The organism is Sphingobacterium thalpophilum, assembly GCF_038396785.1.
GTDB lineage: Bacteria > Bacteroidota > Bacteroidia > Sphingobacteriales > Sphingobacteriaceae > Sphingobacterium > Sphingobacterium thalpophilum_A.
On record NZ_CP151087.1, the window covers coordinates 945,864 to 966,418 of the forward strand.

The following is a 20,555-nucleotide window of genomic DNA, read 5'->3' on the forward strand; positions in this document are numbered from 1 at the left end:
TTTCGACAGCAAATATACTTATTTACTAACGAGATATACGATTCACGCGGTGAGATATGATACTTTCGTTACTTTTTAAGCAAATAAACGCTCCCAGAAGCCTAATTCCAAGCCAACATAATAATCGTTGTTTTCGAATTTTATGGGGTAAACGCGAATAAAATCATGCTGTTCGGGATTACCTCTTCCCGACAACAGATCGAATTCATGGCGATGAAAAGGACAGATTACTTTGCCACGTTCACACCAGCCATTTTTCAATGGTGCCCCAGCATGTGGACATTTAGGCGAGAAAGCATAGAGTTGGTCTTCGTACCAGGTAATACAAATAATTTTTCCACCGAATTTATGTTCGCTGATGCCCTGATTTTTAAGAAAATCGGCATGTTCAATTTTGTACCAATGAACCATTCGACAAGATAGCTAAAAATTACAGTGAATTTTCTATCTTTGTGCAATTTCAAAAATTTGCACTATATATGGCTTTACAATGCGGTATCGTAGGTTTACCAAACGTCGGTAAATCAACATTATTTAACTGTTTGTCGAACGCGAAAGCGCAAGCGGCTAACTTTCCATTTTGTACAATTGAACCAAATGTTGGGGTAATTACCGTACCGGATGCCCGTCTCAATAAATTAGCTGAATTAGTCAACCCGCAACGAATTGTTCCAAACACCATCGAGATTGTCGACATCGCCGGTCTTGTGAAAGGAGCTTCAAAAGGTGAAGGCTTAGGCAATCAATTCTTAGGAAATATTCGTACGACAAATGCTATTATTCACGTTTTAAGATGTTTTGACGATGGGAACGTGATCCACGTAGATGGTTCGGTAGACCCAATCAGAGATAAAGAAATCATTGACACCGAATTGCAGCTTAAAGATTTGGACACTGTAGTAAAACGTATCCAGAAGGTAGAAAAAATGGCTAAAACAGGCGGCGATAAAGATGCAAAAAGAACGTTTGACATCCTATCAATCGTCAAAGATCATCTTGAAGCTGGAAAATCCGCCCGTACAGCAGCGATTGAAGCTGAAGATTTTGAGTTTATCCAGGATTTAGCCTTGTTAACAGCTAAACCTGTACTTTATGTATGTAATGTAGATGAAGGTTCTGTTAACACAGGCAACGCCTACGTAGAGCGTGTTAAGGAAGCCGTGAAGGATGAAAAAGCGGAAGTATTGATTATCTCAGCACAGATCGAATCTGAAATTGCCCAACTGGAAAGCTACGAAGAACGCAAGATGTTTTTAGACGACTTGGGTCTTGAAGAATCTGGCGTACATAAGCTCATCCGCGCTGCATATTCGCTTTTAAATTTGGCGACTTATTTTACCGCTGGTGTACAGGAAGTTCGCGCTTGGACGATTGAGAACGGATTTACAGCCCCTCAGGCTGCAGGTGTAATCCACACAGATTTCGAAAAAGGGTTTATCCGCGCTGAAGTAATCAAGTATGACGATTTTGTCTCACTTGGCTCCGAAAATGCAGTAAAAGAAGCTGGAAAATTATCAGTGGAAGGAAAAACATACATTGTCCAAGATGGCGATATCATGCACTTCCGTTTTAATGTATAATCATTCCCACCTGTTCAAACAGATAAATACAAAAAAGAGGCCAGTACATTTCATGTACTGGTCTCTTTTTTTTGTGTTATTTAACAAAATAGCGGTGTTCAATCACCTCTACTTTTTTGATATCCTTATCTTCCAGCACTTTCTTAACATCACAATGACCAGTTACGCCGCGATAGATCAGCGCTCCGCCAAGGGTCAATCCTGATAATCCAGTCAGTGGTGATTTAAAAAGTTTTTTAACACCCAAGCCCAATATGAATCCGCCGGCAATCACCGACAGAACACGCTCAGAGGTGCCAATATTTTCTTCGATACAATCGTCTTCGATCTTTGTTTTTATCTTATCAAATGCAAAGTTTAGTAGGTTACTCATAATTATCTCCATTTTATTTATCGTACATGTTATAAACAAATGGTGTCCTAAAAAAGTTTAGGAATAGAATAATAGTTTTTTATGTTGTTTCTCCGACGACATCTCTTATATTCGTATTTAACAAATTAGAAATACATGCAAATCAAAAAATATTCTGGTGAATTGGTACCCTTTAATGGTGAATCGCTACGTCATTCGCTTTCTCGTTCCGGTGCCAATGCTGACCAGGTCAATCAGGTCTACGATAAGGTACTCAACGAAATATATGATGGGATTTCAACAAGAGAACTCTATCAGCTGGCCTTTGATACGTTAAAAACTGTGCGAAATTCTTACGCCGCTCGCTACAGCCTTAAGAAAGCCCTGCGTGAACTTGGCCCCGAAGGTTTCTACTTCGAAAAATACATTGCCCACCTTCTGCGATCCATCGGATATGAAAGCACCACCGGACAGACCGTACAGGGACATGCCGTTTCCCATGAATTGGATGTTGTAGCCTATAAGGACGGTAAACTGATCACCGCCGAATGCAAATTTCGAAACGATATTGACGAAAAAATATCCGTAACGACGCCCATGTATTATCTTTCAAGATTCAAAGATATCAGCAATATCAATTATCAGTTTTTTGGAAAACAGCTGCAGTTTCAAGAAGGCTGGCTGATTACCAATGCATACTTCACCTCCGACTCGATTGATTTTGCCAAATACTATCATATCAACTTGCTTTCTTGGGATTATCCAAAAGAAAATAGCATCAAAAAGAGAGTAGACAAAGCTGTTTTCTATCCGGTCACTTGTCTCACAACTCTTTCCGACCTTGAGGAACAGCAACTGCTCAAAAATCAACTTATTTTGGTAAAAGATATCGTCAGTAATCCCGAAAAATTGGATCTCCTAAACTTAACAAAAGAACGGAAAGAAAAGGTCTTAAACGAGGCTCGCGAACTCATCAACTATCAGGTGGAAGAAGAGTATTAATTATAAAAAAAGGTGTTATGTATACCTGTTTGGACAGCTATACATAACACCTTTTTCAGTAGTTGATATTACTTCTAAAGCTTGGTCGGATAATAGATCTTGCCATATTTCGCAAGTTCGCTTAAATCTGTCTTTTTCCAAAATATACCATAAATGGCTGCTCCGGATCCTGACATAGAAGCGTAAATTGCTCCTTTTTGATATAAAGTTTCTTTGATTTCTTTCAACAAGGGGTAACTTTCGAAAATACCATCCTCAAAATCATTTCGAATATGAAACTTCCACTCTTGGATGGGCAAACGAATCGCTTCTTCCAAATTAACTTCGGGTGCCTTAGGTTGCACAGCAGCAAAAGCCTCAGCCGTAGAAATATGAATATTAGGCATAATTACCACAAGATGGTAGCCATCCAGATTTAGATTTAAGTCTTTAAAATCTGTCCCAATACCTGTTGCAAAAACAGGATTATTTGCGATAAAAAAAGGACAATCGGCACCTAGCTTTGCGGCGTATCCCGCCAGCTGCTCTTCAGTAAGATTCAATTGAAAGAGCGTATTGAGTCCCTTCAAAACAAAAGACGCGTCCGCAGAACCGCCGCCTAATCCTGCTCCAATCGGAATTTGTTTGATCAAATCAATGGAAACGGGTGGAATGCCATAATCTTTTTTCAACAATTCAAAAGCTCTTATACAAAGGTTATCATGGAGATTCCCTGGGATACGTTCCCCTTGAATGTTTAGTGTTGTCTCCGCAGCAGTCGTTTCCAATAATTCGATAATATCGTAAATCGGAAGTGGATAGAAAACGCTATTCAGTTCATGATAACCATCCGTACGCTTGGCAATGACTTGCAGCCCAATATTTAGTTTAGCGTTTGCAAAAAGTATCATGTGAATTGATCTAAATCGTATATTTCAAAATTAATAACTTACCAATGAAAAGATATTATCACTGAACCTAGATAACCGTCCTTTCGCTTTAAGGAAATCCAAAGAGATAATAAAACTGTAGGCGACAATCTCCCCACCAAGTCGTTCAATAAGTTTACTGGCGGCAACGACGGTACCCCCTGTCGCTAAAAGGTCGTCGTGAACCAATATACGGCTTCCTTTTTCAAAAGCATCTTCATGGATTTCAATGGTTGCCTGGCCGTATTCCAGTGCATAGGATTCAGATACGGTTTTAAAAGGCAATTTACCTTGTTTTCGGATTGGAATAAAAGGCAAGCCCAGCCTATTGGCAAGTAAAAATCCAAATAGAAAACCCCGACTCTCAATTCCAGCAATAGCATCTATCTCTATGCCTTGCAATTGATCAATAATCGCATCAACCATTTCGCTACACAATGCCGCATCTTTCAACAAAGGAGTAATATCTTTAAAGACAATACCAGGTTTAGGAAAATCCACAATATCCCGGATTTCCAGTTTCAATTTATCTTGAATCATTCTCAAATATTAAATAAGGCGCAATCTTCGCAATCGCAAGATCTGAAAGTGTTCCTATTTTTGTCAAGTCCTCAATATTGACATAACTTCCATGCTGATCCCTATAATTGACGATTAGTTTCGCATCTTTAGGGCTAAGATACGGATGTTTGGCCAATGAATTTGCATCAAGCTTATTAATATTGATTTTTTTGATTCCATCTAAATTGGCTACAACAATATAGTCTTTAATCTGGTCATAGGTCTCGGCTGTAACTCCATAAACCTCCTTTAATTGTTCTATGCGGTAGAACCCACCAAGAACCTCCTTATATTTCAAAATGCGTTTGGATAGAACCGAACCTATCCCTTTAAGACTGATTAATGCTGTCGTATCACAGGTATTAATATCGATAAGCTCGGCTTTATTTCTTTCAAACTTATCGTAAAGCAAAGGCGCTTTATTTTGTTGTTTTGTTCGCGCTGAATCAGGCATTGTTTTGATTTGAATGTAGGGCTCTAATCTGTTGTAAAGTCGGCCATTGATCGAGTAAATTTTCTTCAGATCGGTTTTTACTCTAAACCTTCCACCTTTTTTTTCATAGTTTTTCACGACCGCAATCTGTTTATCAGAAAGCCCCAACTTATGCCAATCAGCGTGTGGTAAATTGTTTGGATCAAAATAGAATAGTTTGGTCTCTTCCAAAACCGAATGTTCAGATATTGCCCCCGCGCTTTTGTCTTTAGTCGAATAGGTTGCCTCGACCTCCTGTTTGTTTACTGGACGAGAGACCTCAAGAGAGTCATGAAAGGATTCTTCAAATAATTTGGCCTGATTGGGAATTGGATCGCGCGTATTGCTTTTAATCAAAGCATAGATCGTCACAAACAGCACAATGATTACCAAAATAATGAAAAACCCATTTTGTTCTGTTTTATTAAATTTAAAATAAGCCAATAGCCTCTTCATAAGCCGCTAAAAATTGGGATATCTAAATTTAATAAATTATAAGGAAAATAAAAAGGGAATTATTAAAAACAATTCCCTTTTTATTAATTATTATCTACAAAGAGATTTATAACTTTGACTTATCCACTTTTTCAACTTGGCTACCATCCTTTAAAGTTTTTGAAATAGCATCAAATGGCCGAGAGACCACTTCATCCCCTTTTTTCAGCCCTGAGGTAACGATGATATTTTTATCATCCTGAATACCGGTCTTTACCAACACCTGCTTAACAGTTTTATCTTTTAGGACAAATACATACTCCTCCACTTTCATATTTGTATTGGTAGAATCTTTATCATCAGAACGCACAGTTACCGATTGAATCGGAACAACCAGCCCTTTATCATGTTTTGTAAATATCTGAACGGTTGCTGAAAGCCCTGGCTTAAATGGCGATGCAACGTTCTCTTTCATCAAGTCCTGATACGATTCTGCACTGATGCGCACTTTTACATTAAAATTTGTTACCTGATCTGTCGATGATGTCGTCGTCGTTGTTGTTGCTATATTTTTAGACGAGCTAGCAATTTCCGTCACAACACCTTTAAACTTCCTATCCTTAAAAGCATCGACTTCGATCTCAGCTTGATTCCCTACTCTTACATTATTAATATCATTTTCATTTACATCGACATTAACCTCCATCGAGCTCATATTGGCTATACGCATAATTTCTGTACCTGCCATCTGCGCCGTTCCAACAACACGCTCTCCTTTTTCGATAGACAAGAGCGAGATGATACCATCTGAGGGTGCGTAGATTGTCGTCCGATTCAAATTATCCTGTGCTTCTTTTACTGACGCTTGTGATTGGTCAATGCCATATTTTGCCGAACGTACCGTTTCCCTTTGTGCTTGGATAGAAGCCTGTGCAGCAAAATATTCGGCAGAACTTTTATCCATTTCTGAAGCAGAAATAACACGTTTTTCGAAAAGCTCCTGATTCCGTTTATAGGTAGCGGCAACATTTTTGAAGTTTTCTTCTTGTTGTTTTAATTGCTGTTGTGCAGCTGCGAGATTGGCCCGCTGTGAATTCATTGCCGCAACCGAACGATCATAACCAGACTGCAAAATATCAGGTTTGATGCGACAGAGCACCTGTCCTTTTTTAACAAAATCACCTTCTTTAATGTTAAGCTCAACAACCTCTCCAGATACCTCCGAACTCAACTTAACCTCCACCTCAGGCTGAATCTTCCCACTCGCAGAAACTAATTCATCGACATCGGCCTCCTTTACGACATCCACAGCGACTTTAGTAATCTCTCCCTTTCCAAACCAGCCAGCTTTAAAACCTATGAAGCCAAGGACCACCAAGAGCACTACGATGATCAGTATAATTTTTCCAATGCTACGTTTTTTCTTTGCCATTTCTTTTGTTAGTTCAAATAGATTAATTGTTATCGAATTGAATTGGATTTCCAAGGTAATAATCGATGATCTTCGATCTGAATATTACGTTATATTTTGCTTGAATAAGGTCAAATTCGGCCTTATTTCGTTCTGTTTGAGCTGTAAACAATTCCAGTGAATTCGCCATACCAATATCATAACGCTCCTTTGTTGCCTTGAATGCTGTTTCAGCACTTTCAAATGCTACAGTAGCCGAGCTATAGCGTTGTTTGGCCGCATTCACATCCAATACAGCCTGATTAACGGCCTTGTTTAAGTTATTTTTTGCCAACTGCTCGGATGCTTCCGCCTGTTTCAACCCAATCTTTGCCTTGGCCACATTCACTTTATTCTGATTTCTCGAAAAAATAGGAATAGCAAGAGATAAACCTGTGAAAAATGACTTATTATCCGATACTTGCTGGCCAAAGGGCACTCTAAAAAGAGTTGCAGGATCTAAGGGATCGGTTTGTCTTGTCGTTGCAGAGGAGTAATTCGTTCCATAACTCACATTCAGATTGAGTGTAGGATAATAGCCTCCCTTCGCGATATCGATTTGTTTCAATGCCACCTCTTTATCCAATGCAGATTTGTGAATATCGGGCTGTAAGGTGAGCGCTTTTTGGTAAACATCCACGGCATTCTTATCCACTGCATGAACCAATATGGCTTCCAGACTCGGGCGTTCCAAAGAAATAACGGTTTCAGGAGGCATTTCCATCAACTGCTTCAAGGTCAACAAAGACATTTCGTATGAATTTTTTAGATTAACTTTGTTCAGTTCATTTGTGGCAACCTGATTTTTTGACTTAGCAAGATCGGCAATTGTTTTATTACCAACTGCAAATTGGATGGAGTCCAAAGAAAATTGTTGCTTTGATAAAGCAATCTGATCTTCACTGGCAACCATCATCTCATGATTGGTTATTGCTTCCAAATAATTCACCAACACATTGAGCACGAGATCATTCTTGATCTTATCTACCTGAGTCGCTGTAGACTCCAGTTGCAATTTATTCGCTTTGATCTGATTGACCTGCTGAAAACCCTGAAATAAGTTGACACTAGATCCCACGGAGCCACTGGTTCCTTTTGTCCAAGTGTTATTAACGATTCGTCCAGAAGTTAAATCGAAACCAAAACCATAACGGAAACTTTGATCCACAGTAGCACTCAGGTTTGGCAACAAATTACTTTTTGCCTGAAACAGGTCCTGCTCAGCAAGATCTTTGTTCAGGGCCGCTTGCTTTATCTGTACGTTCCGTTCCAATGTCATACGAATGGCCTCGGCCACCCCCACAATCTGTTGGGCTTGAACCAAAACATTAGTTCCAAGAAATAACCCAGTAAATACTACTGCAGAATAATAAAATCTTTTCATGTCCATATGTAGAACCATACATTTTTTTTTAGATTTGAACTTCATTTATCGGTTATGTATTTTGTCAAATCTCCATTTTTCCTTAGATGGCTATATCCCAAATCAATATGGAACATGCCACGTCATGAAAAAAAAGTCTATCTTACTTTTGACGATGGTCCAATTCCTGAAATTACACCTTTTATACTCGATATCCTAAAAAAATATCAGGTGAAGGCAACATTTTTTTGTGTTGGTGAAAATATTAAAAAAAATCCACATTTGTTTCAACGAATTTTAGCGGAAGGACATCAGATGGGCAACCATACTTACAATCACCTCAAAGGCTGGGAGACAAATGATGAGCAGTATTTGGCAAATGTTGCAAAATGCCAGGAACTGACCCAAACCGATCTTTTTCGCCCGCCTTATGCCCGAGCAACAAAATCCCAACTCCGTCAACTCTATAAAAAATACCGTGTGATCATGTGGGATATTATGTCGGGTGATTTTGATCCGAATTTAAGTCCCCAGAAATGCCTCGAAAACGTTTTGCCCAACATTAAAAATGGCTCTGTTATTATTTTTCATGATAATATCAAAGCCATTCCCCGTGTCGAATATGTTCTCCCTAAAACAATAGAATTTCTATTAAAAAATAACTATCAGCTTTCGAGAATAGATTAAGGTTTACTTCTAGCAAACGTCACCTCAGATTCATAATATTTACCTACACTGACACTGAAATACCCCAATGCATTGTTGCTTAAATTTGAAATCGGATTAGATGGCGAAGCCGAACCAGGATTAATCATTTGAAAACTATTCCAGTAATTGTAGGCGCCTACATCGATACATTGACGTAGGATACGCACACGATCACCAACTTTCAAATCTCTATCGCGGTCGACAATATCATGCTGCACCTCTAAGCCATTGTTATACTTATCGTTAAAGACATCAATAAAACGTAGTTTACCTCCATTCACCGACATCTTATACTTATAATAATTCCCTTTTTCCGGGGGGTCAACAAATACGAGAGTTGGATAATAAATGGTATCAGTAAAAATAATGCGCTGTGAAAGCCCTATAGAATCCACATCCACATAGCTGGGAACCTTTGATACCCCTTGGATCTCCCTTCCATCAGCGGTCTTTACCTGCAACTGGTAAGTGACCTTCTCCTGTAACCGTAATGTCTTATTGGTATACAGCCCGTCAGCCCCCGCTTGAAACGTATAAGTGCGATTATTTTGCATATTCTTAACGATCACTTCTGCATCTGTTATCGGAGAAAACAGCGAGTCTTTAATACTTACAACCTGCTGTATACTAATCTCATGCTGTTGATCCGAAACCATCAAATCTGCGGTGATAACCAATTGACCTGTATTTTCGGGCAGTTCCAATTCTATTTTGTCTTCGCAGCTCCCTAAAGTAAATAATGCAACAGCTATAACTCCTAATATCTTCTTCATACTTTGCTAAAATTTAAAATTCCACGTAATCGATGGTATCGCTCCAAATAATGCTATCCGATAAATCTCGGTGACATTGGATTGTCCTTCTTTTTCTCTAAAGTCGATCAAATAGGCATTTTTTCGGTTATAGGCATTGTAGAGACCAAACGACAAGCTCGAGTAGCTATTCTTTGTTCGCTTAATATCATAAGTTGCTGCCAAATCCAGGCGGTGATAAGCTGGCATCCGCTGCCCATTTCTTTTATCGTAATAGAAGATCGTACGATCGTCAACAAAATATTTCCCCGCGGGCATCGTTACGGCGTCACCTGTATAGTAGACAAAATTGGCGCTCAAATTCCACTTCGGATTTAACTGATACTGCGCCACAATGGCTATATTATGGGTTTTATCCTGCCGCGCACTAAACCACGCACCATCATTGATCTGTTCAAATTGGCGCTCACTTTTGGATAAAGTATAACTCAGCCAGCCGCTAAATCGCCCCAGTCTCTTTTTCAGAAACCATTCAATGCCGTACGCTCTACCTTTTCCAAACAGCAATTCCCCTTCCAGCAATTCATTTGCCTGTAGATCGGCGCCATTCCTATAGTCAATCTGGTTCTTTAAATCTCGATAATAACCTTCAACAGAGAATTCATATCTGTTGGATGCAAAATTCCGAAAGTAACCCAGCGAATACTGATTGGATAACTGCGGCTTAATTGTATTATTGCTCAGTACATATTGATCGGTAGGAAGGCTGCTGGTCGTATTACTCAGTTGATGCAAATACTGAACATTGGTATTAAACGAAGCCTTTACCGTTGTCAAATCATTGATCGCGTAGTTTAAGGAAATGCGAGGCTCCAGATAGACGTACTTTTTACCCAACTTGCCATTTCCTACATAGGTAGAATCCACGGCCTCGCCAGCAGGATCGAAAGTATAAAATGTTCCCGGTCCCAATGCTGCGTAAGCGGATGCTCTCAGTCCAAAGTTTAATTTTAAACGGTCGGTAACTGACCAGTCATCGGTTAGATATGCAGCAACATCAACACCCTTACGATGTTGAATTTGCAATGAATTCACCTTCGAATCTTCCCCCGCTTCGATACTTGCCGGTCGGATTTCCTGCAGGGCTGCCTGCAATCCAAATTTTAGATTGTGACGGTCCGAAAGATTGTACTGAAAATCTTGCTTAAAATTGTAATTAAAGATATCTGAGCGGATCTTAAAGTTATTATCATCCTCAATCTTAACCTGATAATTGAATTTACTAAAAATTAACGTTGTATTGCTAAACAACCTATTGCTCCAGACATGGTTCCAACGCATGGTTCCAGTCGCATTTCCCCAATTGAAATCAAACAAATCATGATAAGCCATTGCATCCTTACCGAAATATCCAGACAAGTAAAGTGTATTCTTATCATTGATGCGATAATTAAACTTTGCATTGAGGTCATAAAAAAAGAGCGCACTCTTCTTAATATTCTCATCACTTGAAAGTTTTAAGAAAAGATCCGCATAAGTACGTCTGCCGGAGATCATAAATGAGCTCTTGCCTTTTTGAATAGGTCCTTCCAATTTAAGACGCGAGGCGATAAGTCCCAAGCCACCTTCTACGTTGAAGTGCTGATTGTTTCCATCCAAGGTGGTTATTTCCATAACCGACGAAATTTTACCCCCATATTGAGCCGGAACCCCACCCTTGTAGAAATTAACGTCTTTGATCGCATCGGAATTAAAGGTCGAGAAAAAACCGAACAGATGGGAACTGTTATAGACAGGAGCCTCATCCAGCAAAATCAGGTTTTGGTCGCCACCACCACCACGCACATAAAAATTGCTGCTTCCTTCCCCACCACTGGTTACTCCTGGAAATAGCTGTATGGTCTTGAGAATATCTTTTTCTCCAAATAGTACAGGGACTTTTTCGATTTCTTTAGGGCTAAACTGCGTAAGCCCAGGCGTTAGATCCTTTATTGATTTGCGCCTATTTCCGGTCACGGTAACCTCGGCGAGCTGATTTTCCTCAGGTACCAACTGAATAATATAAGTGGAGTCCTTATCCAGATAAACAGAAAATCCTTTTGTTCGATAGCCTACCGACGATACTTCTATCCCTTTGCTGCCATCACGGACAGACAAGCTAAAAAAACCATATTTATTTGACGCAGTGGATTTTTCCTCCGCATCGTTTCGTATCACGGCACCAATAATATTCTCACCGCTGATACTGTCCCTAACAAACCCCGAAATAGATTTAGACTGTTGACTATACGCTTGCTGCGCGCAGAACAAAATGGAAGAAAGACAAAAAACAACCTTTATAGGTTTAAACATAATCAAGTGAAGTCAAAATTTTGCTGAAAATAATAAAAAAGCCTTACAATTTGTAAGGCTTAATAATAAGTTTATAATTTGTTAGTTAAGGTCTCTGTTTAACAAAAATAGCATTTTATTCATTTATGCCAAATATTTATCCATTTTTCTTTTCACTTTTCTTCGCTTGATCAAAATATCCCTTAAAAAAAGCCATTTGATAAACAATTGACCGAGACCAGTACTCCCAATTGTGTCCACCTTCACTTGTAACAAAGGTATGATTTATATTATGGTACATCAATTTATCATGCAGCGCAACATTCACCGTGTAGAAAAAATCTTCCTTACCGCAATCGATGATTAAGCGAAGTTTATTATTGATTAATTTGGGAACCATATTCATAACAACACGATTATCCCATTCTTGCGATACATCAGCATAATTCCCTATGCGATCTTTAATTTCCCAATTTAGGGGGAAAGGTCTAAAATCTACCCCACCGGCCGTACTTCCTGCAGCGCCATAACTATCCTGATGTTTTATGGCCAGCGAGAGCGCGCCATGCCCGCCCATACTTAAACCCGTAATAGCCCTTCCGCTCCGATCTTTGATCGTTGAATAATGCTGATCTACATAATCGATCAGCTCTTTGGACACAAAGGTTTCATATTGGTAGTTTTTATCGTTAGCGATGTCCCAATACCAGCTTCCAAAACCGCCATCGGGACAAACCACCATATAACCATACTGATCTGCCAATGCGCTTACACTTGAATTTTTAACCCAATTGCTATAATTACCGGAATAACCATGCAATAGGTAAAGGACGGGATAATTGATTTTGCTCGAGTAATTTTGCGGAAGAATTACAACTGTCTTAATTGCTTTACCCATAGACGGGCTCTGAATGGACAGGGTATCAACTTTGGCAGCATAGGAGTTCGTGAGTGTGCATAAAAATAAAGTGAATGCAATTAACAGCTGTCTAATACCGGCCAGACAAAATAGGCCGCTTTTGATAGGATCGGTTTGATGAAAATTATGCATCGAATAACTGAAAATAGGTCTAGTGTTTATCATAAATGTATTGATTTCTTTCAAAGAAATAAAGATAGGATTTTAAACCAAATGGACGCTCGCTAATTGTATAAAATCCAGTTCCATTGCTATCGAAAGCTATTGCTTCCCCCTGCGGCTCTACCTGATAAGGCAGAATAGCTGGCTTTCGTTGCAATACCTGCTTCCAGGATTCACTTCGGTTTCTCTGCCAATAGAAAATATGGGTAATATTCTTTACAAGCAGTTGTGTACCTGTCTGATCTATAGCAGAAGCCGTAGCAAAAGTAAATGGCAGCTCTGCTATCCTATTTAAGGTAAAATATTGCTGTTTAACATTTGTAAATACTTCGGCGCTATAAACAGTCGATCGAAATTCACGTTTAGATATAACATACAACATGTTGTCAATTGGATCAATCATAATCGATTCGGCATCTAACCGTCGCTGGCCGGGAAATTTAAGAAAGATAGCCCGAATGGACTTCTTCGGAATAAGCCCAGGATCATCGGCCTGAGGCTCAGGAAATACATACAGGCATGTCCAGGTTCTTTTCCCGGCGTTGTTTCCGATGTCCGCGAGGACGAGAAAATAGGTATCTCCAATTTTCATCCGATCGATATCCTCACAGTCGACGACAGAGACTCCTTCAAGTGAAAATTTTTTCAGTAGTTTGGCCTGACGATCAATTAAATAAATAGTTGCACCGTCACCACTATCATTGTGTACCCAAAAATTACCCTCCCGATATGCCGGTGTAATACCCGACACTTCCTTCAATTGTGGATCAGTCAGTTCCCCAAGAGCAATTTGCGTTTTAAAATAATCCTTCCTATTTTGGCTGTACACCTGCAAACTTAACAGCGAAAATGTAAACAGCAGGCACAGATTCAATCGTGCAATATTCATGTTTAAAGATACGTTTTTATTGATATTTACATTCCAATTATGAAGAAGCTTTCCACATACAGTTCATTACTCCTTCTTTTAACACTCTTATTTCCTTGTCACAGCCTACTCGCGCAGAATTCTTCATTTCGTGTAAAAGTAAAATCAGGTCTTCGACACACCCCCCCTATCTTGTCAAGTACTACAACAGTAAAGATTGGGAGAAATTCAATACCGAGATACGCCAATTTGATTATGATCCCAAATTTGAATATGACATCAAGATCCTCAAACGTCAAAACGGTTCACGTCCAACATACAGCTTAGCCAAAACGATCACAAAATCATTATCGGAAGAAACGGCTGTGGACACATGGGAAGTTGGAGAAAACTACGTAAATGCTCAGAACCTTGGTAAATTGAAGTGTCTGCAGATAAAATCTGATAAAAAAAATAAATGGGAATACCTCGCTGCAACCATTCAAGGTTTCGATTACCAAGAGGGCTACCGTTACCGCATTCGGGTAAAACAAACGAAACAAAAAGATACAGACACCATCAGATACAGCTTAATTGAAGTTGTCTCAAAAGAACGTACAAATGAACTGCCCAGTGTGGCCGCATTTCTGGCTCGTTTTAAATGGAATTTACTTCAGTTAAATGGAAAGGATGTCACCGACAGCAAAGCAAGCATCGGGTTCGATGCCCGAAATGGCACGATTACCGGAACAACGGGATGCAACAATTTTTGGGGAAATTTCACTATTAAAAGGGACAAAATCAGCTTTATACACCTAGCAAGCACCATGCGTGCCTGCAATGGCCAAAATATCGAAAATGACTTTTTCCAAATTTTTGAACAAAAACAAATTCAATTTGACATAGCCGAACAAACCTTAAATTTATACAACGACAGAAAACTAGTAATGATTTTTGGGTTGCAGCGAGAATAAAAAAACACCCAAAGTCTGGGAGACTTTGGGTATCTTAGCCATATTATTAACCTATTTTATGAAAAGTATTTATGCCATTTGGAAATGACATAAACAAATATGTGAAATAAATCGGAAACAATCGAAAGCATAATAAGATTTTAACAAAATTTTAACATTTCAAAAAACAATGAGACAAATGGTCATATAAATGATTCATTTAGTCATATCCAAATCAAATCTATCCCGTACCTTACAAGTTTAAACCGACATAATGATTAAAACATTTTTAACATCAACAACTTTACTTTTAACCGCGACACTTTTTGCCCAGAAGAATCCTGTTATCACGGGAAACTACGCTGATCCTGAAGGCATTATCTATGGCAATAAATATTGGATATTCCCAACATATTCGGCGCCTTATGAAGAGCAGATATTCTTTGACGCGTTTTCATCTTCCGATTTGGCCACCTGGACAAAACATAGCCGTATCTTGGAGAACAGCAACGTTAAATGGGCGAAAAAAGCGATGTGGGCACCTGCAGTATTGGAAAATAAGGGCAAATATTATCTGTTTTTCGGAGCCAATGATGTGCATCAGGGAGAGATCGGAGGCATTGGGGTCGCTGTCGCTGACAAGCCAGAAGGCCCTTATACTGACCTATTGGGCAAACCCTTAATCAACGATATTATCAATGGCGCTCAGCCGATAGATCAGTTTGTTTTCAAAGATAAAGACGACACTTTCTACATGTATTACGGTGGTTGGAAGCACTGCAATATGGTCAAACTCAAACCAGATTTCACAGGCTTGCTCCCTTTTGATGATGGTACCTTTTACAAGGAAATCACCCCCAAGGATTACGTCGAAGGACCATTTATGTTTATAAAAGATGGAAAATATTATTTCATGTGGTCGGAAGGTGGCTGGACAGGCCCCGACTACAAAGTCGCTTATGCCATCGCCGACTCGCCCTTTGGCCCTTTTGAGCGCATCGGGACAATATTGGAACGGGATCCTGAAGTCGCTGTTGGCGCCGGACATCATTCAGTCATCAAGGTACCCAACGAGGACAAATATTTTATTGTCTATCACCGTAGACCGCTTGGCAAAGATGGAGCCAATGAGCGGGTAACCTGCATCGAAGAAATGAAATTTGACAAAAATGGACATATCATACCTGTTAAGATGACCTTTACAGGTGTCAAACATCCATTAAAATAGCAGAATTACTTCTTTTTGCAAACAACAAAGAAGCCCAGATCAATCGAACTGGGCTTCTTTGTTATGAAAGCAATTACCGCTTAAATGCTGGAAATTGCATTATTCAATGTTTCAGATGGGCGCATTGCCTTAGCTGCCAATTCATCATTCGGGAAATAATAACCACCGATGTTTTGTGCATGGCCCTGAGCCGCGATCAATTCTGCATTGATTTTCGCTTCATTTTCTGTTAACACATTTGCAACGGTCGCAAATTTCTCAGCTAATTCAGCATCTTTTGTTTGCGCTGCCAAAGCCTGAGCCCAGTATAATGTCAAGTAGAAATGCGACCCACGGTTATCGATCTGACCAACTCTACGTGCCGGAGATTTGTCATTAGCCAAGAATTTCTCCGTTGCTTCATCCAATGTCTCCGCCAATACCAGCGCTTTTGGATTATTTTGTGTTTGAGACAAGTGTTCCAAAGAAGCACCAAGTGCCAAGAATTCACCTAATGAATCCCAACGCAAGTAACCTTCTTGAAGGAATTGTTCTACGTGTTTCGGAGCCGAACCACCAGCACCTGTTTCAAATAAACCACCACCATTCATCAATGGAACGATCGACAACATCTTAGCTGATGTACCCACTTCTAAGATCGGGAATAAATCCGTCAAATAATCACGTAATACGTTACCAGTCACGGAAATAGTATCTTCGCCTTTACGAATACGTTCCAAAGAGAATTTCGTCGCATCAATCGGAGATAAAATACGAATATCCAGACCAGTTGTATCAAAGTTTGGCAAGTATTTTTCTACTTTTTTGATGATTTCTCTATCATGTGCGCGGTTTTCATCCAACCAGAATACAGCTGGTGTCTCAGATAGACGGGCACGATTTACAGCCAATTTCACCCAGTCTTGAATCGGAGCATCTTTCGTTTGACACATACGGAAGATATCTCCTGTCTCTACTTTTTGCTCCATGAAAACATTTCCTTCCGCATCAACCACACGAATAACTCCGTTTCCTGCAGCTTGAAAAGTTTTATCATGGGATCCGTATTCCTCAGCTTTTTGCGCCATCAAACCTACGTTTGGCACAGAACCCATTGTTTTTGGATCTAAAGCACCATGCTCCTTACAGTCTTCAATTGTCGCTTCGTAAACACCAGCATAACAACGATCAGGAACCATAGCAATCGTATCTTCTTCTTGACCGTCTTTATTCCACATCTTACCACCGATACGGATCATTGCTGGCATAGAAGCGTCAATAATTACATCAGAAGGTACGTGGAAATTTGTAATACCTTTATCCGAATTTACCATCGCTAAAGCAGGACCATTTGCGATAGCAGCGTCGATAGCAGCTTTCACTTCAGCCTCTTTTGCATGACCTGCGATTTTAGCATAAACCTCGCCTAAACCGTTATTTTTATTGATACCCAACTCTTTGAACAAATCGCCATATTGCGCAAAAACATCTGCAAAATAAGTTTCAACAACAGCACCAAATATAATCGGATCAGAAACTTTCATCATTGTTGCCTTTAAATGTGCAGACAACAATACTCCTGCGGCTTTCGCTTCAGCGATAGCATCAGCTACAAAAGCTTTCAATGCAGTTAAGCTCAACGTTGAAGAATCAATAACTTCACCCGCTTTCAATGCAGAAAGTCCTTTTAATTCTGTCACTGCACCTTGCTCATCAACAAACTCAATTTTGAATTGGCCTTCATTTTCAACGGTTACCGACTGTTCTGAACCGTAGAAATCACCTGAAGTCATGGATGACACCTTTGTTTTGGAATCTTTCGCCCAAGCACCCATTTTATGTGGATTTGCTTTTGCATAATTCTTAACCGCTTTAGGTGCACGGCGATCTGAGTTTCCTTCACGCAATACAGGATTTACAGCAGAACCCAATACCTTTGCATACTTAGCTTTGGCTGATTTTTCTTCATCTGTGGTCGCTTCATCAGGATAGTTCGGAACAGCGTATCCTGCTTGCTGTAATTCAGCGATAGCACCTTTTAACTGCGGAATTGACGCGGAGATATTCGGTAATTTAATGATGTTTGCTTCAGGAGTTGTCGCCAACTGTCCCAACTCAGCCAATGCATCAGCAATTTTTTGATCTTCTTTTAAAAATTCTGGAAAGCTAGCAAGAATACGGCCTGCTAAAGAGATATCTCTCAATTCAACATCGATACCAGCTGTAGCTGTAATCGCTTGAACGATAGGCAAAAACGAATAAGTCGCTAATAAAGGAGCTTCATCTGTTTTTGTCCAAACAATTTTTGATTTGTTTGACATAGTAATCTATTAGAAATATGTTTAATTTTTAATGCTATGTGAAATCATTGAAAAATCTGAATTTCTCAAAAATTCGCTTAAAGATAAGAATTAATGCCATAATTAACGAGGAATTGCACCCCTTTTGACAATAAAATTGTGAAAATAAATATATTTTGGCAATACAGAATAAGTCGCTTCAGCTCCGCCCAAAAGTATCCCTCTTGACATTTCAGTGACCGGATACTACAGGCGAAATCCTATTTTAGCTCAAATTAAAAAACGCAACTGACAATGAAAACATTCAAATTGAACAATGGAGTTGAAATTCCGGCAATTGGATTTGGAACTTGGCAAATTCCCGAGGGAGAAGAAGCTTATCAGGCAGTTAAAGAAGCTCTTGCCGCTGGATACACACATATTGACACTGCAGCTATATATGGAAACGAAAAGAGTGTTGGAAAGGCTATAAAAGACAGTGGTATAGATCGTAATTCACTGTTTATTACAACAAAACTCTGGAATACCGAACGTGGATACGATAAGACAATTGCTGCATTTGAAAAATCACTCAGCGATCTACAATTGGACTATCTCGATCTTTACCTGATTCACTGGCCAGCCAATGAAACACAATTTGCAAACTGGGCAGACATCAATGCGGACACCTGGCGAGCTTTTGAGCATCTGTATCAACAGGGAAAAATAAAAGCGATCGGTGTGAGTAATTTCCCAAAAGACTACCTCGCCAAATTATTGGAGTCAGCGACAATCGTACCTGCCGTGAACCAAATTGAATTTCATCCGGGTTATCTTCAGAAAGATACCGTGGCGCTCTCCCAATCCAATGACATCCTTGTTCAGGCTTGGTCACCCCTGGGTTCGGGCAGAATATTAAAGGATGAAACACTCGTTGCACTGGCTGAGGAAAAGAATACAAGTGTTGGACAAATCTGTATCAAATTTGCCTTATCTCAGGGCATCTTGCCGCTGCCAAAATCAACCAATCCCGATAATATAAAACGAAATTTAGCTATCGACGATTTTGAGCTGACAGCAAGCGATATCAAAACTATCCTCGATTTACCTGAAATGGGGTTTTCCGGATCGGACCCTAAAAAAGTCGCTTTTTAAGAGCGGTAATACAAAATTTATGGAGTCGCTCTAAGGCTGCTCCATAAATTCTATATTGCAGCAAATTCTATATTGCAGCGCTTCCAGCGCAAAAGAAACTGATTGTCCCTTTTTCTTAAACAGTATATAACAATTTTTTGCTATTATAGCGGTAAAGTTGCCTACGCTATTCCTAACTTTTTTATTGAAAAGATGAATGAAATAGAACTTATAGATCAATCGGAACTTCCTGCGCAGGGAGAAGACTACTACTATCACCTCTTATGGACGACTTGTATCCTGCTGTATAGAGGCTCTATTCAGGTCAATAGCAATGGTACCGCCACCGATCTTCAAGCTGGCAATATCCTCTTTATCGGATACAATAAGTACTACAGCTTTACAGCAATTAGTAACGATGCTGTTTTTAAAATACTCCATTATGACCGGAATTTTTCCAACCGAATACGATTGTCGATCAGTCGATACGATGCGTATCGGTTAATCAATGCCAATCGCTCAACACCCTTTACTCCTGCCGCCAACGATTTTGAAGCGATCTGGACATTGTTATGCACTTTACATAACAACCGTAAAAAACCGATCGATCCGAAGAAGGATTTTCTCCAAAAAGCCAATATCAATATTTTTATGGCGATTATTTACCTTTTGGCCGATGTGATCTATACTGCCGGCGAAAGCTCCGGAAAGACACACAACAAAAGAAAGGAAGAAATTACCGTGCATTTTTTACAGCTTATAGCCGATCACTACAAAGAACAGCGCGATCTAGCATTCTACGCCGACCGCCTCAATATTTCCATCAAGTACCTGTCGATCAGCGTCAAGGAGATTACAAAAGAATCGCCCTCTGAAATTATTAGCAACTGGCTAGTCACAGAAGCTAGAGCGCAGCTCACCATTTCTACCAAAACAATCAATCAGATCTCACAAGAATTTAATTTTTCAGATCAATATGCTTTTAGCAAGTTTTTCAAAAAACATGTCGGCATAACACCCAAGCTATTTCGTGAACAGCAAGCCAATCTTGTTACCAATTGAACATCATAAAGCAGGTATCAAACATTTCTTGTCCCCCCAAGGCATCGTAACTTTGTATCACATATATAAACAAAGTTA

Annotated in this window: 19 protein-coding genes; 7 read left to right on the plus strand and 12 right to left on the minus strand. The window is 39.6% G+C overall.

Annotated features, from left to right (window positions below; all coding sequences use genetic code 11):
- Nucleotides 1–75 precede the first annotated feature (75 nt).
- Nucleotides 76–411, minus strand: a complete 336-nt coding sequence (locus AACH28_RS04385; RefSeq protein WP_341832333.1) for a Rieske (2Fe-2S) protein — start codon at nucleotides 409–411, stop codon at nucleotides 76–78.
- A 68-nt stretch (nucleotides 412–479) separates the two neighbouring features.
- Here AACH28_RS04385 and ychF point away from each other — a divergent pair, with 68 nt between their 5' ends.
- Complete coding sequence (gene ychF / locus AACH28_RS04390; RefSeq protein ID WP_070560853.1) at nucleotides 480–1,580, plus strand: redox-regulated ATPase YchF; 1,101 nt, start codon at nucleotides 480–482, stop codon at nucleotides 1,578–1,580.
- A gap of 76 nt (nucleotides 1,581–1,656) precedes the next feature.
- On the opposite strand, the gene AACH28_RS04395 is transcribed toward ychF, so the two are convergent.
- Nucleotides 1,657–1,953 carry a DUF2892 domain-containing protein gene (locus tag AACH28_RS04395; RefSeq protein WP_046676248.1) on the minus strand — a complete coding sequence of 99 codons (297 nt, stop codon included), beginning with the start codon at nucleotides 1,951–1,953 and terminating at the stop codon, nucleotides 1,657–1,659.
- Between the two features lie 135 nt (nucleotides 1,954–2,088).
- On the opposite strand from AACH28_RS04395, the gene AACH28_RS04400 reads away from it, so the two are divergent.
- Nucleotides 2,089–2,934, plus strand: coding sequence for an ATP cone domain-containing protein (locus AACH28_RS04400; protein ID WP_341832334.1), 846 nt, complete (start codon nucleotides 2,089–2,091; stop codon nucleotides 2,932–2,934).
- 74 nt (nucleotides 2,935–3,008) lie between these two features.
- On the opposite strand, the gene ispE is transcribed toward AACH28_RS04400, so the two are convergent.
- The 5 genes from ispE to AACH28_RS04425 form a co-directional block, all read right to left on the minus strand.
- A complete protein-coding gene (gene ispE / locus AACH28_RS04405; RefSeq protein ID WP_341832335.1) occupies nucleotides 3,009–3,824 on the minus strand; it encodes a 4-(cytidine 5'-diphospho)-2-C-methyl-D-erythritol kinase in 816 nt (271 codons plus the stop codon).
- 30 nt (nucleotides 3,825–3,854) lie between these two features.
- A complete protein-coding gene (locus AACH28_RS04410; protein ID WP_046676245.1) occupies nucleotides 3,855–4,382 on the minus strand; it encodes an adenine phosphoribosyltransferase in 528 nt (175 codons plus the stop codon).
- Entirely contained in the window at nucleotides 4,369–5,331 is a 963-nt protein-coding gene (locus AACH28_RS04415; RefSeq protein WP_341832336.1) for a helix-hairpin-helix domain-containing protein, read from the minus strand. The genes AACH28_RS04410 and AACH28_RS04415 overlap by 14 nt, the downstream gene beginning before the upstream one ends.
- A gap of 106 nt (nucleotides 5,332–5,437) precedes the next feature.
- Entirely contained in the window at nucleotides 5,438–6,742 is a 1,305-nt protein-coding gene (locus tag AACH28_RS04420) for an efflux RND transporter periplasmic adaptor subunit (protein WP_341832337.1), read from the minus strand.
- Between the two features lie 22 nt (nucleotides 6,743–6,764).
- Nucleotides 6,765–8,144, minus strand: a complete 1,380-nt coding sequence (locus tag AACH28_RS04425) for a TolC family protein (RefSeq protein ID WP_341832338.1) — start codon at nucleotides 8,142–8,144, stop codon at nucleotides 6,765–6,767.
- 114 nt (nucleotides 8,145–8,258) lie between these two features.
- On the opposite strand from AACH28_RS04425, the gene AACH28_RS04430 reads away from it, so the two are divergent.
- On the plus strand, nucleotides 8,259–8,810 hold the full coding sequence (locus AACH28_RS04430; RefSeq protein ID WP_407073633.1) for a polysaccharide deacetylase family protein: 552 nt from the start codon (nucleotides 8,259–8,261) through the stop codon (nucleotides 8,808–8,810).
- On the opposite strand, the gene AACH28_RS04435 is transcribed toward AACH28_RS04430, so the two are convergent.
- From AACH28_RS04435 to AACH28_RS04450, 4 genes are all read right to left on the minus strand, one after another.
- Nucleotides 8,807–9,604, minus strand: coding sequence for a DUF4249 family protein (locus tag AACH28_RS04435; protein ID WP_070560865.1), 798 nt, complete (start codon nucleotides 9,602–9,604; stop codon nucleotides 8,807–8,809). The genes AACH28_RS04430 and AACH28_RS04435 overlap by 4 nt on opposite strands.
- A gap of 6 nt (nucleotides 9,605–9,610) precedes the next feature.
- Nucleotides 9,611–11,935 carry a TonB-dependent receptor domain-containing protein gene (locus AACH28_RS04440; protein WP_070560867.1) on the minus strand — a complete coding sequence of 775 codons (2,325 nt, stop codon included), beginning with the start codon at nucleotides 11,933–11,935 and terminating at the stop codon, nucleotides 9,611–9,613.
- A gap of 136 nt (nucleotides 11,936–12,071) precedes the next feature.
- Nucleotides 12,072–12,998: an alpha/beta hydrolase family protein gene (locus AACH28_RS04445; RefSeq protein ID WP_312194605.1), complete on the minus strand. Its 927-nt coding sequence runs from the start codon at nucleotides 12,996–12,998 to the stop codon at nucleotides 12,072–12,074.
- Entirely contained in the window at nucleotides 12,985–13,884 is a 900-nt protein-coding gene (locus tag AACH28_RS04450; RefSeq protein WP_341832340.1) for a hypothetical protein, read from the minus strand. The genes AACH28_RS04445 and AACH28_RS04450 overlap by 14 nt, the downstream gene beginning before the upstream one ends.
- Nucleotides 13,885–13,979: 95 nt before the next feature.
- Here AACH28_RS04450 and AACH28_RS04455 point away from each other — a divergent pair, with 95 nt between their 5' ends.
- Entirely contained in the window at nucleotides 13,980–14,816 is an 837-nt protein-coding gene (locus AACH28_RS04455; protein ID WP_341832341.1) for a DUF4377 domain-containing protein, read from the plus strand.
- A 253-nt stretch (nucleotides 14,817–15,069) separates the two neighbouring features.
- On the plus strand, nucleotides 15,070–16,023 hold the full coding sequence (locus AACH28_RS04460) for a glycoside hydrolase family 43 protein (protein ID WP_341832342.1): 954 nt from the start codon (nucleotides 15,070–15,072) through the stop codon (nucleotides 16,021–16,023).
- Nucleotides 16,024–16,103: 80 nt separating this feature from the next.
- Here AACH28_RS04460 and AACH28_RS04465 read toward each other — a convergent pair whose 3' ends face one another.
- Nucleotides 16,104–18,323 (minus strand): NADP-dependent isocitrate dehydrogenase, encoded by a 2,220-nt coding sequence (locus AACH28_RS04465; protein ID WP_341832343.1) that lies wholly within the window; start codon nucleotides 18,321–18,323, stop codon nucleotides 16,104–16,106.
- A 273-nt stretch (nucleotides 18,324–18,596) separates the two neighbouring features.
- Here AACH28_RS04465 and AACH28_RS04470 point away from each other — a divergent pair, with 273 nt between their 5' ends.
- Nucleotides 18,597–19,436, plus strand: coding sequence for an aldo/keto reductase (locus tag AACH28_RS04470; RefSeq protein ID WP_312352701.1), 840 nt, complete (start codon nucleotides 18,597–18,599; stop codon nucleotides 19,434–19,436).
- Between the two features lie 192 nt (nucleotides 19,437–19,628).
- Nucleotides 19,629–20,477, plus strand: coding sequence for an AraC family transcriptional regulator (locus AACH28_RS04475; protein ID WP_312352702.1), 849 nt, complete (start codon nucleotides 19,629–19,631; stop codon nucleotides 20,475–20,477).
- Nucleotides 20,478–20,555 lie beyond the last annotated feature (78 nt).